The sequence below is a fragment of the Sphingomonas rhamnosi genome (assembly GCF_036663615.1).
Taxonomy (GTDB): domain Bacteria; phylum Pseudomonadota; class Alphaproteobacteria; order Sphingomonadales; family Sphingomonadaceae; genus Sphingomonas.
The window spans coordinates 245,350-260,207 of sequence record NZ_JAXOJJ010000003.1; the positions used below are offsets into that span (position 1 = coordinate 245,350).

Below are 14,858 nucleotides of genomic sequence, written 5' to 3' on the forward strand. Positions count from 1 at the left end.
ATCCCCAACGCATTCAGCCCCGGAAAGAATCCTTCGCCTGGCGCCGCGCGCTCAATTCTTCTGCGGACGCTGCGCGCAGGAACGGGTTGGTCTGGCGTTCCAGGCCGATCGTCGTCGGTATCGTCGCTTCGCCACGCGCGCGCAAGGCGTCGACCTCGACCATCCGCGCTGCGACGGCGGCGTTGTCGGGCTCGGCGACCAGCGCGTAGCGGCCGTTGCTCTGCGTATATTCGTGCCCGCAATAGACGCGGGTGTCGTCGGGCAGCGTGGCGTAGCGCTGCATGTTCGCGAACATCTCGGCAGGTGTGCCCTCGAACAGCCGGCCGCAGCCCATCGCGAACAGCGTGTCGCCGGTGAAGATGGCGCCGTCCTCGGCGAAATGGAACGCGATATGGCCCGCGGTGTGGCCGGGAACGGTCATCACCTGCGCGACATGATCGCCGATCCGGACCGTGTCGCCTTCACCGACCCCGGTGTCCAGAGTCGGGATCCGTTCGGCCTCCGCCGCGGGGCCGGTGACGGTCGCGCCATAGGCCTTCATGGCATCGTTCCCGCCGGTATGGTCGCCGTGCCAGTGCGTGGTCCAGACCTGCGCGATTCGCCAGCCGCGCGCCTCGGCCGCGGCGATCACCGGCGCCGCCTCGCCCGGATCCACCGCGACCGTCTCGCCGCCGGCATCGTCATGGACGAGCCAGGCGTAATTGTCGGCGAGCACGGGGACCCGGACGATCTCCAGCATTACCAGTGGCCCGTGTTCGGCATCGACGCCCATGGCTCGGCCGGCTCGAGCACGCCGTCCTGCAGCAGCTCGATCGAGATGTTGTCGGGGGTGCGCACGAACGCCATGTGGCCGTCGCGCGGGGGGCGGTTGATTGTGACGCCGGCGTCCATCAGCCGCTGACAGGTCTCGTAGATATTGTCGACGCGGTAGGCGAGATGGCCGAAATTGCGGCCCTCGCCATACTCTTCCGGATCCCAGTTGTAGGTCAGCTCGACCTCGGCATTGGCGCGTTCGCCGGGCGCGTTGAGGTCTTCCGGGGTGGCGAGGAAGATCAGCGTGAAGCGGCCCTTCTCGTTTTCGAGCCGGCGAACCTCCTTCAGGCCGAGCAGCTCGAAGAAGCGGATGGTGGCGTCGGGGTCGGTGACGCGGATCATCGTGTGGAGGTATTTCATGCGAGACTCCGAATAACGTGCGCGACAGATAGGGTTCGCTGCGCGGTAATCCATGCCTGCTCCCCTCCCTGGAAGGGAGGGGCTGGGGGTGGGTTTGTTGGGGGCGTGGCGTTTCCTCGACGTCCACCCACCCCCGACCCCTCCCTTCCAGGGAGGGGCGTTACTTCGCGTCGAACTGCTTCAGCGCGGCGACCGCGTTCTTCCCCGCGTCGCTCGTCGGCGCAAGCCGCGCCGCCGTGCCCCAGGCCGCCTGCGCGCCCGCCTCGTCGCCGCCGAGCGCGGCGATGTTGCCGGCCTCCAGCTGCACCGCGGCATCGTCCGCGGAGCGTTTCAGCGCCTCGCCGATATCGGTCTTCGCGCGGCGCAGGTCGCCCGTCCGCCGCGCCAGCGTCGCCGACAGCAGCCAGGCGAGCGGATCGTCGCTCGCCGTCGCCAGCGCGAGGTCGATGTCGGTCCGCGCGGCATCGAGTTGGCCCTCCGCCACCAGCGCGCGGGCGTGATCGAGCTGCGCTTCGCCGAGCGCCAGGCCGTTGAGCGTCCCCGTCGTCAGCGCCGAATCGAGCGCGGTCCGTGCCTTTTGCGCGTCGCCGGCGGCGAGCCAGGCATTGCCCGCCTGTGCCCAATAACTTGCGCCGCGATCGCTCCGCGCCGTCTGTGCAGCGCGCGCCGCCGCCTCGAATTCCGCCGCCGCCGCGGCCCAGCCCTTTTCGGCAGCGAAGGCGAGACCCGCACAGGCGCGCCCGTAGTGACCGCCGCCCGAGGCCTGCCACCGACCCGCCTCGGTCCGCGCCGCGGCGGGATCGCGTTCGGCAAGCGCTGCGCAGCGTTCGAACCGTGCGATTCGGGTATCGGCGGGGCCAGCCTGCGCGGCGGCGGCGGTGGCGAGAAGAAGCAGGATCATAGGGCGGCGATCACATCCTCGACCGCGCGGATGATCAGCGCGATGTCGGGATCGCGCGACAGGCGGTGGTCGCCGTCCTTGACCAGCCATGTCTGCACATCGGCTGAACGCAACAGCTCGGCGAGCCGCGCGGTGCGCGCCCAGGGCACGTCGGGATCGCGCTGGCCCTGCACCAGCCGCACCGGGCAGGTCACCGCGATCTCGCCGAACATCAGCCGGTTCGCCTCGCCCGACGACCAGAAGGCGCGGGTGTAGACGACCGGCTTCGGCCCATATTTGCTGACGCGCTCGAGCCGCCCCGCGCTCAGCAACGTCATCTTCTCGTCGGTGGTGAAGCCCCAGTCGGTGAAGTCGGGCGCGGGCGCGATGCCGACCAGCCCGGCGACCTTGTCCGGACGCGCCCTGGCGATCAGCAGCATCAGCCAGCCGCCCATCGACGATCCGACCAGCAACGCCGGTCCCTCGACCAGCGCGTCAATCATCGTCAGCGCGTCGTCGCGCCAGTCGGCCAGCGTCTGGTCCTCGAACGCGCCCTCGCTCTGGCCACAGCCGCCATAGTCGAAGCGCAGGAATGCGCGGCCCTGCGCCTTGGCCCAGGCTTCCAGTGCGACCGCCTTGGTCCCGGTCATGTCGGAGCCATAGCCCGACAGGAATACGATGGCGGGGCCGGCGCCCGGGGTGTGGTGATAGGCGAGGCGGGGGCGGGGATCGGTCATGCCCCGCCCTATCGCACTTCGCCGTCGATCGGGAAGGGCGCTCGACCGTTGCGGCGGGGGCCGCGCGACCCTAGACGGGGCCGATGACCCGTCCCGCGCTGTCCGTCGTCGTCCCGTGTTACAACGAGGCCGCCTGCCTCGACCTGCTCCACGCCCGCATTTCCGGCGCGGCGAAGGCGGCGGTGGGCGAGGATTACGAGATCGTGCTGATCAACGACGGATCGCGCGACGACAGCTGGGGGACGATGCAGCGCCTCGCCGCGGCCGATCCGCGGCTGGTCGCGATCAACCTGTCGCGCAACCACGGCCATCAGCTGGCGCTGACCGCGGGGCTCGATCTGTGCGCGGGCGAGCAGATCCTGATCATCGACGCCGACCTGCAGGACCCGCCCGAATTGCTGAGCGACATGCGCGCGGCGATGGCGGCGCAGGAGGCTGACGTGGTCTATGCGGTGCGCCGCCAGCGCGCGGGCGAGACCTTGTTCAAAAAGGCGACCGCGGCGGCGTTCTATCGCCTGCTGACGCGGATGACCGAGACGCCGATCCCGCTCGACACCGGCGATTTCCGGCTGATGAGCCGGCGCGCGCTCGACGCGTTCCTGTCCTTGCCCGAACAGGCGCGCTTCATCCGCGGAATGGTCGCGTGGATCGGGTTTCGGCAGGTGCCGTTCGCCTATGACCGCGCCGAGCGGCATGCGGGGGAAACGAATTACCCGCTCGCCAAGATGATCCGGCTGGCGTTCGACGCTGTCACCGGCTTCTCGACCGCGCCCTTGCGGTTCGCGAGCCATGTCGGCCTCGCGCTGACCGCGGCGTCGCTGCTGCTGCTGGTCTATATCGCGGTCGGCTTCCTGACCGGCAGCGCGGTGCAAGGCTGGACCTCGACGATGCTCGTCGTCGTGCTGCTGGGCGCGGTGCAAATGTTCGTGCTGGGGATGATCGGCGAGTATCTCGGGCGGCTATACGTCGAATCGAAGCGGCGCCCGCTGTATATCGTCGCGGATGTCGCCGGGCCGATCCAGGGCAAGGCGACGCTGGGGTTTCGTGCCGAGCCGGTCGAAGTCGTGCGACTGTCCGACTGATGTGCTCCCCTCCCTGGAAGGGAGGGGCTGGGGATGGGTGGGTGTCGAGGGAACGCCATGCCCCAAGCCGACCCACCTCCGACCCCTCCCTTTCAGGGAGGGGAGCAGCTTATGCCGGCACCGCCAGCGTCACGATCGAAACCCCCGGCGTCATCGGCACGCGGCCGACCAGGTGTCGCTCGAGCCGGAAGATTTTCTCGAACAGCGCGTTCACCGGGCCCGGTGGTGGTGAATCGTCGCTGTCGTCGCGGCCGCTCATCCGGCCGGCGATCCGCGCGGCGGCGGCGAGCGGGAACAGCAACGAGTTGAAATAGCCGAGCTTCTGCGGCTTCAGCCCGGCGCGTTCGATCGCCGACTGCAGCGTCGCCTTGGAATAGCGGCGGTGGTGGTGGTTGACGGTGTCGTGCGCGCTCCACATCCATTGGTGCGCAGGCACTGCGATCAGGATCTTGCCGCCCGGCGCCAGGCACGCGCGCATCGCCGCCAGCGCCGCGACGTCGTCCTCGATATGCTCGACGACATCGAGCACCGCGATCAGGTCGTAATGGCCGCGCGGTACGCCCGGCAGTTCGGGCAGCGGTGCCGCGTCGACCGGCTTGCCGAGCCGTTCGCTCGCAATCTCGCGCGCGGCGGGGTCGATCTCGATCGCGTCCACCTCGCCGAATTTAGCCAGCATCGGCAGATTGTGCCCGGTGCCGCAGCCGATCTCCAGGATTCGCGCCTGCGCAGGGAGCGCGCCGTAGCGGGTCAGGTAATCCGCCAGGATGTCGCGGCGCGCGCGGTACCACCAGTGCGTCGAATCATGTGCGGCCATGCGGTCGTAGACGATGCGGTCCATCAGATCTTGGCCATCAATTAAAAACCCAGAAACGGTTGAGCACGAAGGTGACGATCGCGGCGAGGAATACCGCCGGAATCAGCGGCACCCAGGGGTGGAGGTGCAGCAACGCGGTGCCGATCCAGGTGACCAACGCGTTGATCGCCAGGCCGGTGCCCTGCACCGCGACGAACTTGACGTGTTTGGCAGCGCCCGGCTCGGCGGCATGGCCTTTGAAGCTCCACCGGCTGTGCATGAAATAGCCCGCGACCACGGCGACCGCGAACGCGAACGGCACCGCCGCCACCGCCTGCCGCGGCGGGAAGACGAACTGCGTCAGCGGTAGGTAGACGAGCGAGTAGATTACGCTCGAAACCCCGCCTGCGATCCCGAAGCGCACCAGCTGGCCCAGCAGGCCGCTGGCCCGCATCTGCCCCATCTGTCGCCGAATCGCCTGCATGCCCGCCTTGTTCTTTAACCGCGCGTCGATACAGCGGCGCACATCGGAAGCCCGGCGCATTAGTCTGCGCCGGGACAGGAGGAAAGCATTTTGGATCAGTCCCCCCCGCCGGTGCCGCCGGCCACGCGGTCTTTGCCGGAAGAGCTGGACCGCCACTGGGTCGCGCTCACGCTGGTCGCATGGCTCGCGGTCGCGGCATGGCTGATGGTCGATCGCTGGGGTCAGATTCGCTGGCTGTCGCTGGGCGACACCGACGACAATATGCGCCTGATGCAGGTCCGTGCGTTGCTGGACGGGCAGGGATGGTACGATCTGCGCAACTATCGGCTCAACCCGCCGGCGGGGTTCGACATCCACTGGAGCCGGCTGGTCGACCTGCCGATCGCCGGGCTGATCCTGTTCTTTCGGCTGTTCACCACCAACAGCTGGGCCGAGCGGCTGGCGTGCGGGATCGCGCCGATCCTGCCGCTGTCGGTGACGATGCTGGGCACCGCGGCGACCGCGCGGCGGCTGGTCAGCCCCTATGCCTGGCCGCTCGCGATCGTGTTCCTGATCGGCGCGACCGCGACGATGCTGATGTTCACCCCCGAACGCATCGATCATCATGGCTGGCAGCTGGCGATGCTCAGCCTGACGGTCGCCGGACTGTGCGATCCGCGCGGCGTGCGGGGCGGCGCGGTGGTCGGGATCGCGAGCGCGGTGTCGCTGACGATCGGGCTCGAACTGTTGCCCTATGCGGCGATGGCGGGAGCGATCCTGGCGCTGCGCTGGGTCTGGGACCGCGGCGAGGCGGACCGGCTGTCGGTCTATGCGCTGAGCATGGGCGGTGGCAGTGCGCTCGGCTTTGCGCTGTTCGCGTCGAACGCCAACCAGGCGATGCGCTGTGACGCGCTGACGCCGGTGTGGTTGAGCGTGATGATCGCGGCAGGGCTGCTGCTGTTTTTGCTCGCGCGGTTCGGACCGGAGTCGCGTGGCCTCCGTCTCGCCCTGGCAATTGCCGCAGGCGTGGCGATCGCGGCCGGGTTCGCGCTGATGTTTCCGCAATGCCTGGGGCGTCCCGAACAGGTCTCGCCCGAGCTGGCGCGCAACTGGCTCGACAATGTCCGCGAAGCCAAACCGATCTACAAGCACAGCTTCCGTACCGGCTTCGCGATGGCGACTCTGCCGATCCTGGGGCTGATCGGCGCCATCGTCGCGAGCTGGCGCGCGCGACACGACGCCCGTGGGCTCGGCTGGGTCTGCGTCGCGCTGTTCACCGCCTTCGCGGTGGCGATGCTGTTGTGGCAGGTGCGTGCGGGTCCCGCGGCGCAGTTGCTGGCGGTGTCGGGCGCGACCGCGTTCGGCTGGCTGCTGTTGCCCCGGTTGATCCATCATCGCTCGATGCCAGTGCGCGTGTTCGGCACGGTCGGCGGCTTCCTGATCATCTCCGGGCTCTTTGTCGGGCTGCTATTGCAATATGTGCCGATCGCGCGGCCCAAGCCGTATGAGAACCGCGTCAACGCGGCGACGGGCAACTGCCTGCGCACCACGGTGCTGGCGGCGCTCAACCGCTATCCGGCGCAGACCGTCTTCACCTTCGTCGACATGGGGCCGCGGCTGATCACGATCACGCATCACGATGCGATCGCCGGGCCCTATCATCGCAACGGCGACGCGATCCTCGACGTGCAGCACGCCTTCACCAACGGCACCGATGCTGCGCATGCGATCATCAAGCGGCACGGCGCGACGATGCTTCTGCTGTGTCCCAACGCCGCCGAATCGACCAACTACAAGTCGCGCGGGCCGAACGGCTTCTATGCGCAGATGGCGCGCAACCGAGTGCCGGCGTGGCTGACCCCACTGCCGCTGCCGGCGAAGTCGCCGCTGCGGTTGTTCAAGGTGGATTGACGGACGCGGGGCCTAGCCCCGTTTCGAAGCGTCGATAGCCGGGATTGGCGTCAGGCCGGATCGCCCGATACGAATCCGACCTGCGCGCCCTGGGGATCGACCGCGACGAGGGCCCGCTGGCCGCCGGGCACATCCATCGGGCCCATGATGATCTGTCCGCCGGCATCGGTGATCCAGGTGGCCGCCGCGTCGACGTCGGGGATGGTGAAATAGAAGCCCCACCGCACCGGCTGGTCCGGCCCCGACCGATTCATCATCGCGCCGATCTGGATGTCGCCACATTCGATGAAGCTATAGTCACCCATCTCGCCCATCGGCATGGCGCCCGAGGAGGTCCAGCCGAACAATTCGGCGTAGAAGGGCAGGGCGGCGGTCTGGTCGCTGGTGACCAACTCGTTCCATGCGCAGCGCTGCGGCAGCACCGGCGAGAAGCTCGTGCTGGTCCCCGTTTCCGTCGCGGGCGGGGTCATCACATAGAACGGCACGCCCTGCGGGTCCGCGACCATCGCGAACCGCCCGGCGCCGGGCACGTCCTGCGCCGGCAGGTGGACGGTGCCGCCCGAGTGTTCGACGGTCTCCACCGCGGCGTCGACGTCAGCGACATGGAAATAGGCGAACCAGGCGGGACCGCCCTGCATGCCGGGGGGCATCGGCAGCATGCCGCCGACCGCGGCCTCATCGCTCGCCTTCCACAACGTGTAGTCTCCCGGGCCGTCGAACGCCCCGGTCTTCCATCCGACGATGTCGCCATAGAAGCGCGCCGCGCCTGCCGGGTCGGAGGTCATCAGTTCGTACCAGATCGGCATGCCGTAACGGGTCGTCATGATCGTCCCTTTCTGCATCAACCCTCGACGACGCGCAGCGCGCCGTATTCTTTCAGGATCGGCGCGGCTTTCTCGGCGAGCGCGACATAGGCTTCGCAAGTCGTGCCTGCGTTCACCGGCGCGATGAAACCGCCGATATAGATCATCGTCGTGCCTCCCTGGGTGGCTACGCCGGCTCGGTCTTGCCCATCGTCTCCATGGCCACCGCCATGTCCATGAAGAACGGCCCGAAGCCGTGGCCATCGAGGTCCTCGAACGCGCGCGAATACATGAAGCCCTGATCCTCGGGATCGTGCGCCTCGCGGCCGCCGGCGGCGATCGCGGCGTCGGTGATCCGGTCGACCTCCTCTCGGCTGTCCAGCGACAGCGCGAGCAGGACCGCGCTGGTGGTCTCCGTGTCGGCAATCGGCTTGGGTGTGAATGTCGAATAGAAATCGCGGGACAGCAGCATGACGCTGATCGTGTCGGACCAGATCATCGCCGAGGCGACGTCATTGGAAAAGCGCGGGTCCTTGGTCATCCCGATCGCCTGATAAAAGGCGGTCGAGGCCGCGACGTCGCCCACCGGCAAATTCACGAATATCGCTTTCGTCATGACATCCCCCCCCCCACGACTCGCTGTTTGTCTTGAATACCCATTTCGGTTAGTAAAAGCAACCATGAAGTTAGAAGAAGTAACCAAGCGCTGGTATGGCGACGCCTGCGGTACTGCGCTGGCGATGGAACTGGTGGGCGAGCGCTGGGCGCTGCTGATCGTGCGCGAACTGATGTTCGGACCGCGGCGGTTCGGCGAGCTGCGCGCCGGCTTGCCCGGCGTCAGCGCGAACGTGTTGACGCAGCGCCTGACCGGTCTCGAACGCGCGGGGATCGTGGCGCGCCGCCAGCTGCCGCCGCCGGCTTCGGTCCAGGCCTATGCGCTGACGCCGTGGGGACTGGAGAGCGAAGCTGCGATCCGCGCGCTCGGGCGTTGGGCAGCGCGCTCGCCGCAGCATGATCCGACCTTGCCGCTCAGCGGCGCCTCGCTGATGCTGTCGTTCCGGACGATGTTCAGCCGCGAGCGTGCGGACGGGTTCGTGGCGACGATCGGCTTTCGGTTCGGCGCGGACGGGTTCGTCGGGACCATCGATGGCGACTGGATCCACATCCGGCGCGACGATCCCGTCAGCGCAGAGGTGGTGTTCGATAGCGATCCGATGACGATGGCGTCGATCATCTATGGCGGGCGGCCCTTCGCCGATGCGGAAGCCGCGGGCCAATTGCGGATTGCCGGGAACCGCGCGCTGGCCGAACGGTTCGTCACACTCTTCCTGCTACCGTCGAAGGTCGTGGTTGAGTAACCGCCCGTGCTTGGCCTAGAGCAGTCGGGAACACGAGGCACAGATGACCGATATTCCGAACACCCAGCCCGACAGCCGTGAGACGACGATTCTCGACGCCCCCGACCGCATGGTCAAGGTGCGCGACATGTTCGGGATCGACACCGACATGGAGGTGCCGGCGTTCTCCGAAGCCGACGAACGCGTGCCCGATCTTGATCCGGCCTATGTGTTCGACGCCGACACCACGCTCGCGGTGCTGGCCGGCTTCGCGCACAATCGCCGCGTGATGGTCCAGGGCTTTCACGGCACCGGCAAGTCGACGCATATCGAACAGGTCGCGGCGCGGTTGAAATGGCCGTCGATCCGGATCAACCTCGACGCGCATATCAGCCGCATCGACCTGATCGGCCGTGACGCCATCGTGCTGAAGGACGGCCAGCAGATCACCGAGTTCCGCGAAGGCCTGCTGCCCTGGGCGCTGCAGACCCCGACCGCGTTGGTGTTCGACGAATATGATGCGGGCCGGCCGGACGTGATGTTCGTGATCCAGCGCGTGCTGGAAGCCGAGGGCAAGCTGACCTTGCTCGATCAGAACCGTGTGATCCGCCCGAACCCGTGGTTTCGGCTTTTCGCGACCGCGAACACGGTCGGCCTGGGCGACACCAGCGGGCTGTATCATGGCACGCAGCAGATCAACCAAGGCCAGATGGACCGCTGGAATATCGTTGTCACGCTCAACTATCTGCCCGCCGCGGTCGAGGCGCAGATCGTGCTCGCCAAGTCGGGCGAATATGACAAGCCCGAGGGCAAGAAGACCGTCGAGAACATGGTCCGCGTCGCCGACATGACCCGCAAGGGCTTCGTTAACGGTGACATTTCGACCGTGATGAGCCCGCGCACGGTGATCACCTGGGCGCAGAACGCGCTGATCTTCGGCGATGTCGGCTTCGCGTTCCGGTTAAGCTTCCTCAACAAGTGCGATGAGGCGGAGCGCTCGCTGGTGGCGGAATATTACCAGCGCGTGTTCGGCAAGGATCTGCCGGAGAGCGTCGTCGGGAAGGCATAGGCTTGGCCAACGAGACGCCCCTCGACCGCTTCAAGGCCGTGTTGGCCGGGACCGCGCGCGCGATTTCCGAAGAGGCGGAGGTCGAGCTCGCCTATACGGCGGACGCGCCGGTGCAGTCGGGCAAGCATATCAAGGTGCCAATGCCCGGGCGTACGCTGCCGGCGGACCAAGTTGCCGAGGCGCGCGGATTCGCGGATGGGTTTGCGCTGCGGCTGAAGCATCACGACGTCGCGCTGCATACGCGTGCAGCACCGGCGGAGGCGGTGGCGCGCGCAGTGTTCGATGCCGTCGAGACCGCGCGGATCGAGGCATTGGGCGCACGCGGCTATGCCGGGATCACCGACAATCTGGCGATGGCGCTCGACGTCCGGCTGCGGGCGGATCCGATCACGCGCGCGCGCAACCAATCTGAAGTGCCGCTGTCGACCGCGCTCGGCCTGCTGGTCCGCGAGAAGCTGACCGGGCAGGAATCGCCGGCGATCGCGGCGCCCGGCCTCGCGCTGGTCCGCGAGTGGGTCGAACAGAAGACAGACCTCGAAGCACTCGCGTTCGCGCTCGACGACCAGAAGGCGTTCCAGGGCCTAGCGCAGAAAATGCTGCAGGAACTGGAGCTCGTCGAGGGCGACCAGGTTCCCGAGGAGTCGGACGAAGGCGGCTCGGACGACGAGGGCACCGACGAGCAGCAGCAGGACGAAGGCGAAGAGGGCGACGAGCAGGGCGATCAGGGCCAGGGCGAAGTCGAGGCGCGCGGCGAACAGTCCGAACAGCAGCAGGACGAGGGCGAGAGCCAGGAGACCAGCGAGGACTCCACCAACGATATGGACGGCGAGCCCGGTGACGATGGCGAGGAGGGCATGCAGCCCGTCCGGCCCAATCGTCCCGCCGCCGACATGTCGACCGCGTTCGACTATAAGCCGTGGACGACGCAGTTCGACGAGGTGATCGCCGCGACCGAATTGTGCGACGCCGACGAGCTGGCGCGCCTGCGCGGGTATCTCGACCAGCAGCTCGTGCATTTGCAGAGCGCGGTGTCGAAGCTCGCGAACCGCCTGCAGCGCCGGCTGATGGCGCAGCAGTCGCGGTCTTGGGATTTCGACCAGGAGGAAGGCATCCTCGACGCGGCGCGGCTGGCGCGGATCGTGGTCAATCCGACGCTGTCGCTCAGCTACAAGATCGAACGCGAGACCGAATTTCGCGACACCGTCGTGACTCTGTTGATCGACAATTCCGGGTCGATGCGGGGACGTCCGATTTCGATCGCGGCGATCAGTGCCGACATCCTCGCACGCACGCTCGAGCGGTGCGGCGTCAAGACCGAGATCCTCGGCTTCACGACTCGCGCCTGGAAGGGCGGGCAGAGTCGCGAGACGTGGCTCGCTGCGGGCCGGCCACCGCAACCCGGGCGGCTCAACGACATCCGCCACATCGTCTACAAGCGCGCCGACGAGCCTTGGCGCCGGGCGCGCAACTCGCTCGGGCTGATGATGCGCGAAGGGTTGCTCAAGGAGAATATCGACGGCGAAGCGCTGATGTGGGCGCATAGCCGCCTGATGGCGCGTCCCGAGGAACGCCGGATCCTGATGGTGATCAGCGATGGCGCGCCGGTCGACGATTCGACGCTGAGCGTCAATTCAGGCAGCTATCTGGAACGGCATCTTCGCCAGGTGATCGGCTGGATCGAGACCAAGTCGCCGGTCGAGCTGTCCGCGATCGGCATCGGACACGATGTGACGCGCTATTATGCGCGCGCGGTGACGATCATGGATGTCGAGCAATTGGGCGGGACGCTGATCGAGCAACTCGCGGCGCTGTTCGACACCGAATGATCGCGGCGCCCGGTGGGGGCTTCCAGGGTCCGGTCAAGCGATCGGTGACGATCGCGGGCCACCAGACATCGATCAGCCTCGAACCGGTCTTCTGGCAGGCGCTCGAAACGGCGGCGACCGCGCGCGGCTTGCCGCTCAGCGCGCTCGTCGCGGAGATCGACGCTTTGCGGATCGTTGCACCGAACCCGCCGAACCTTGCGAGCGCGCTTCGCACATGGCTGTTCGACGGCGCTTAGTGCGAATCGCTATCATTAGCATTGACTGTGAGAACGCTTCGCAATAGCGGTCCTCCCATAACCGGGGGAAAAGTTGATGCCGAAGCCGTCCATGTCGTTCATCGCGCTGTCGTGCGTCGGTTTTATCGCCAGCGCGCCTGCCTATGCTGCCGACCGCAAGCCAGAGGCGCCGTCGAGCGACTTGAACGAAGAGGATAAGCGGCTCGGGCGTGACGAGATCATCGTCAATGGCAAGACGCTACCCGCCGCCACGCTCGAAAGCCCCAAGGCGACTCGCGATCTTCTCGATACGACGCAGACGGTGACGGTTATCGGCGACCAGACGATCCGCAAACAGAATTTGCTGACGCTACGCGACGTGCTGCAGACCATCCCCGGCATTACCTTCGGCGCGGGCGAGGGCGGGGGCGGTTATGGCGACAGCATCAATTTGCGTGGCTATTCTGCGAATAACGACATCACGATCGACGGGGTGCGCGACAGCGCGCAATATAGCCGCAGCGAGACGTTCAACCTGCAGCAGGTCGAAGTTTATAACGGCGCCAACAGCGTGTTCGGCGGCGGCGGATCGGTTGGCGGCACGATCAACCTGGTGACCAAGCGACCGCAGGCGGAAACGCTGACGGTGGTCTCGGGCGGGATCGGCAGCGACGGTTATTATCGCAGCACGCTCGACTCGAACGTTCGCGTCAGCGATCTGGTCGCGGTGCGATTGAATGCGGTCGGCCACAAGAATGATGTCCCCGGACGCGATGTCGAGCGCAACAAGCGCTGGGCGGTGGCGCCGTCGCTGACCGTGGGCGTCGAAGGCCCGACAAGCCTGACGCTGCAATATCTGCATCAGGAGGACGATAACACACCGGTGTATGGCGTGCCCTATTTCCGCAACGCGGTGAACAGTGGCGCGCTGCCCGGTGCGGACGCTTCCGCCTATTTCGGCATCGCCAATCTCGACCGGCAGGACATCAAGGTCGACCAGGCAACCGCGACGATCAGCCATCGCTTCTCCGACACGGTGTCGATCCGCAACCTGAGCCGCTGGCAGCGCGTCGGTCAGGATTCGACGACCAGCGCGCCGCAAGCGCCGAACCCCAACGGGTTCTGCTTGTCGAGCGGGTTCCAGCCGATCGCGACCTCCAACGTGTCCACGACTCCACTGGCCTGCGCACCGGGCCAGCAGCTCGGAACCTATATCCCCAGCGGCCCGCGCGGGTTCGTGCGGAACCAGGAAAATCAGATCCTCTACAACCAGACGGACCTGCGCGCGGTCTTCGACACCGCAGGGCTCGAACATACGCTGGTCGTCGGCGCATCGTTCGCGCAGGAGGATTATACGATCGTCACCGGCAACCTGCTGCGCAATGCGGACGGTACGACGGCCGCGCAGCCGCCGATCAGCCTTGCCGATCCGGATACGCGCTATACCGGCCCGATCAACTTCATCCCGGCGGGTCGCTCGCAGGGCAGCACCACCAACGCCGCGGCCTATCTGTTCGACACCGTCAAGATCGTGCCGCAACTCGAGGTCAATGTCGGCCTGCGCTACGAGCATGCCAAGGGTCGCTTTCGCGCCGACACCTTCTCGGTCGTTCCGGGCGCGACATTGGGGGACTATACCCGCGGGCTGGACCAGACCAACGACGAGACGCTGTTCTCGTATCGCGGCGGCATCAATTTCAAGCCGGTCGAGACCGTCAGCCTCTATGCTTCGTACGGCAATTCCACCACGCCGACCTCGGCAACGGTACGGCTCGGTTGCGGAACGCTGATTGCGGCGCCGGGCGGGTCGCTCGATCCCTGCGACGTGAAGCCAGAAAAGGCGGTGAATTACGAGATCGGTGCGAAGGCCGACCTGTTCGGGCGCAAGCTGCAGCTGACCGCCGCGTTGTTCCGCAACGAGCGCACCAATTACCGCGTCGCGACCAACGACCCGATCGTGACAACGCTGGCGGTGACCGACGGTCGCTCGCGCGTCGACGGGATCGCGTTGGGTGCCAGCGGCAACGTGACCAAGGCGTGGGCGATCTTCGCCAACTACACTTACCTCGACGCCACGGTGCTGCAGAGCGTGTCGAACTACTGTCTGGCCAATCCCGGACCACGGAGCGCGACGACGGGCACCGTCACGACGATCACCAATCCGTGCGGCAACTCGGCGGCGGTGCTCGATCCGCAGGCCGACGAGCAGCTGACCAATACGCCGAAACATTCGGGCAGCCTGTTCACCACCTACACGCTGCCGTTCGGGCTGCAGCTGGGGTACGGCCTGACCTATCAGGGCGCGTTCGCGCTCAACAACAGCGCGCTGGCGATTCCGCTGGCGCCGACGGCGGTGCTGACCCCGGTGTTCCATTCGGAGGATTACCTGACGCACCGCGCCTTCCTGTCGTACACCATCGGCAACGGCCTGACCGCGCAGCTCAACGTGCAGAATTTCACCAACAAGAAATATTATACGGGCATCCGCAACAACGGGTGGGCGACGCCGGGCGAGGCGCGGTCGGTGCGCTTCACGCTGTTCTACAGCCTGTAAGCGTCTAGGGTCGCT

16 protein-coding genes are annotated in these 14,858 nt (G+C 66.8%); 7 read left to right on the plus strand and 9 right to left on the minus strand.

Going from position 1 to position 14,858, the window contains the following annotated elements:
• Positions 1-13 precede the first annotated feature (13 nt).
• The 4 genes from gloB to U1701_RS08660 form a co-directional block, all read right to left on the minus strand.
• The gene (gloB, locus tag U1701_RS08645; protein ID WP_332782148.1) at positions 14-739 is read right to left on the minus strand and encodes a hydroxyacylglutathione hydrolase; all 726 of its coding nucleotides are present in this window, start codon (positions 737-739) and stop codon (positions 14-16) included.
• Positions 739-1,173: a VOC family protein gene (locus tag U1701_RS08650; RefSeq protein ID WP_332782149.1), complete on the minus strand. Its 435-nt coding sequence runs from the start codon at positions 1,171-1,173 to the stop codon at positions 739-741. The genes gloB and U1701_RS08650 overlap by 1 nt, the downstream gene beginning before the upstream one ends.
• A 160-nt stretch (positions 1,174-1,333) precedes the next feature.
• Positions 1,334-2,074: a tetratricopeptide repeat protein gene (locus tag U1701_RS08655; protein ID WP_332782150.1), complete on the minus strand. Its 741-nt coding sequence runs from the start codon at positions 2,072-2,074 to the stop codon at positions 1,334-1,336.
• Entirely contained in the window at positions 2,071-2,790 is a 720-nt protein-coding gene (locus tag U1701_RS08660) for an alpha/beta fold hydrolase (protein ID WP_332782151.1), read from the minus strand. Before U1701_RS08660 ends, U1701_RS08655 begins: the two co-directional genes overlap by 4 nt.
• An 83-nt stretch (positions 2,791-2,873) precedes the next feature.
• Between U1701_RS08660 and U1701_RS08665 the strand changes: the two genes are divergently transcribed.
• Positions 2,874-3,872, plus strand: coding sequence for a glycosyltransferase family 2 protein (locus tag U1701_RS08665; RefSeq protein ID WP_332782152.1), 999 nt, complete (start codon positions 2,874-2,876; stop codon positions 3,870-3,872).
• 109 nt (positions 3,873-3,981) lie between these two features.
• On the opposite strand, the gene U1701_RS08670 is transcribed toward U1701_RS08665, so the two are convergent.
• Together U1701_RS08670 and U1701_RS08675 are read right to left on the minus strand one after the other, a co-directional pair.
• A complete protein-coding gene (locus U1701_RS08670) occupies positions 3,982-4,710 on the minus strand; it encodes a class I SAM-dependent methyltransferase (protein ID WP_332782153.1) in 729 nt (242 codons plus the stop codon).
• A 13-nt stretch (positions 4,711-4,723) separates the two neighbouring features.
• Complete coding sequence (locus U1701_RS08675; RefSeq protein ID WP_332782154.1) at positions 4,724-5,209, minus strand: GtrA family protein; 486 nt, start codon at positions 5,207-5,209, stop codon at positions 4,724-4,726.
• A 30-nt stretch (positions 5,210-5,239) separates the two neighbouring features.
• On the opposite strand from U1701_RS08675, the gene U1701_RS08680 reads away from it, so the two are divergent.
• On the plus strand, positions 5,240-7,039 hold the full coding sequence (locus tag U1701_RS08680) for an AcrB/AcrD/AcrF family protein (RefSeq protein WP_332782155.1): 1,800 nt from the start codon (positions 5,240-5,242) through the stop codon (positions 7,037-7,039).
• Between the two features lie 50 nt (positions 7,040-7,089).
• On the opposite strand, the gene U1701_RS08685 is transcribed toward U1701_RS08680, so the two are convergent.
• From U1701_RS08685 to U1701_RS08695, 3 genes are read right to left on the minus strand one after another with little or no spacing between them, the layout of a single operon-like run.
• A complete protein-coding gene (locus U1701_RS08685; RefSeq protein ID WP_332782156.1) occupies positions 7,090-7,863 on the minus strand; it encodes a VOC family protein in 774 nt (257 codons plus the stop codon).
• A gap of 17 nt (positions 7,864-7,880) precedes the next feature.
• Entirely contained in the window at positions 7,881-8,009 is a 129-nt protein-coding gene (locus U1701_RS08690; protein WP_332782157.1) for a DUF1428 family protein, read from the minus strand.
• A 20-nt stretch (positions 8,010-8,029) separates the two neighbouring features.
• The gene (locus tag U1701_RS08695) at positions 8,030-8,458 is read right to left on the minus strand and encodes a VOC family protein (RefSeq protein WP_332782158.1); all 429 of its coding nucleotides are present in this window, start codon (positions 8,456-8,458) and stop codon (positions 8,030-8,032) included.
• A 64-nt stretch (positions 8,459-8,522) separates the two neighbouring features.
• Here U1701_RS08695 and U1701_RS08700 point away from each other — a divergent pair, with 64 nt between their 5' ends.
• The 5 genes from U1701_RS08700 to U1701_RS08720 all read left to right on the plus strand — a co-directional run bounded on the left by U1701_RS08700 (position 8,523) and on the right by U1701_RS08720 (position 14,843).
• The gene (locus U1701_RS08700) at positions 8,523-9,200 is read left to right on the plus strand and encodes a winged helix-turn-helix transcriptional regulator (RefSeq protein ID WP_332782159.1); all 678 of its coding nucleotides are present in this window, start codon (positions 8,523-8,525) and stop codon (positions 9,198-9,200) included.
• 43 nt (positions 9,201-9,243) lie between these two features.
• Entirely contained in the window at positions 9,244-10,248 is a 1,005-nt protein-coding gene (cobS, locus tag U1701_RS08705; RefSeq protein WP_332782160.1) for a cobaltochelatase subunit CobS, read from the plus strand.
• A 2-nt stretch (positions 10,249-10,250) separates the two neighbouring features.
• Positions 10,251-12,074: a cobaltochelatase subunit CobT gene (cobT, locus tag U1701_RS08710; RefSeq protein WP_332782161.1), complete on the plus strand. Its 1,824-nt coding sequence runs from the start codon at positions 10,251-10,253 to the stop codon at positions 12,072-12,074.
• Positions 12,071-12,310: a ribbon-helix-helix domain-containing protein gene (locus tag U1701_RS08715; RefSeq protein ID WP_332782162.1), complete on the plus strand. Its 240-nt coding sequence runs from the start codon at positions 12,071-12,073 to the stop codon at positions 12,308-12,310. The genes cobT and U1701_RS08715 overlap by 4 nt, the downstream gene beginning before the upstream one ends.
• Before the next feature lie 76 nt (positions 12,311-12,386).
• A complete protein-coding gene (locus U1701_RS08720) occupies positions 12,387-14,843 on the plus strand; it encodes a TonB-dependent receptor (RefSeq protein WP_332782163.1) in 2,457 nt (818 codons plus the stop codon).
• Positions 14,844-14,858 lie beyond the last annotated feature (15 nt).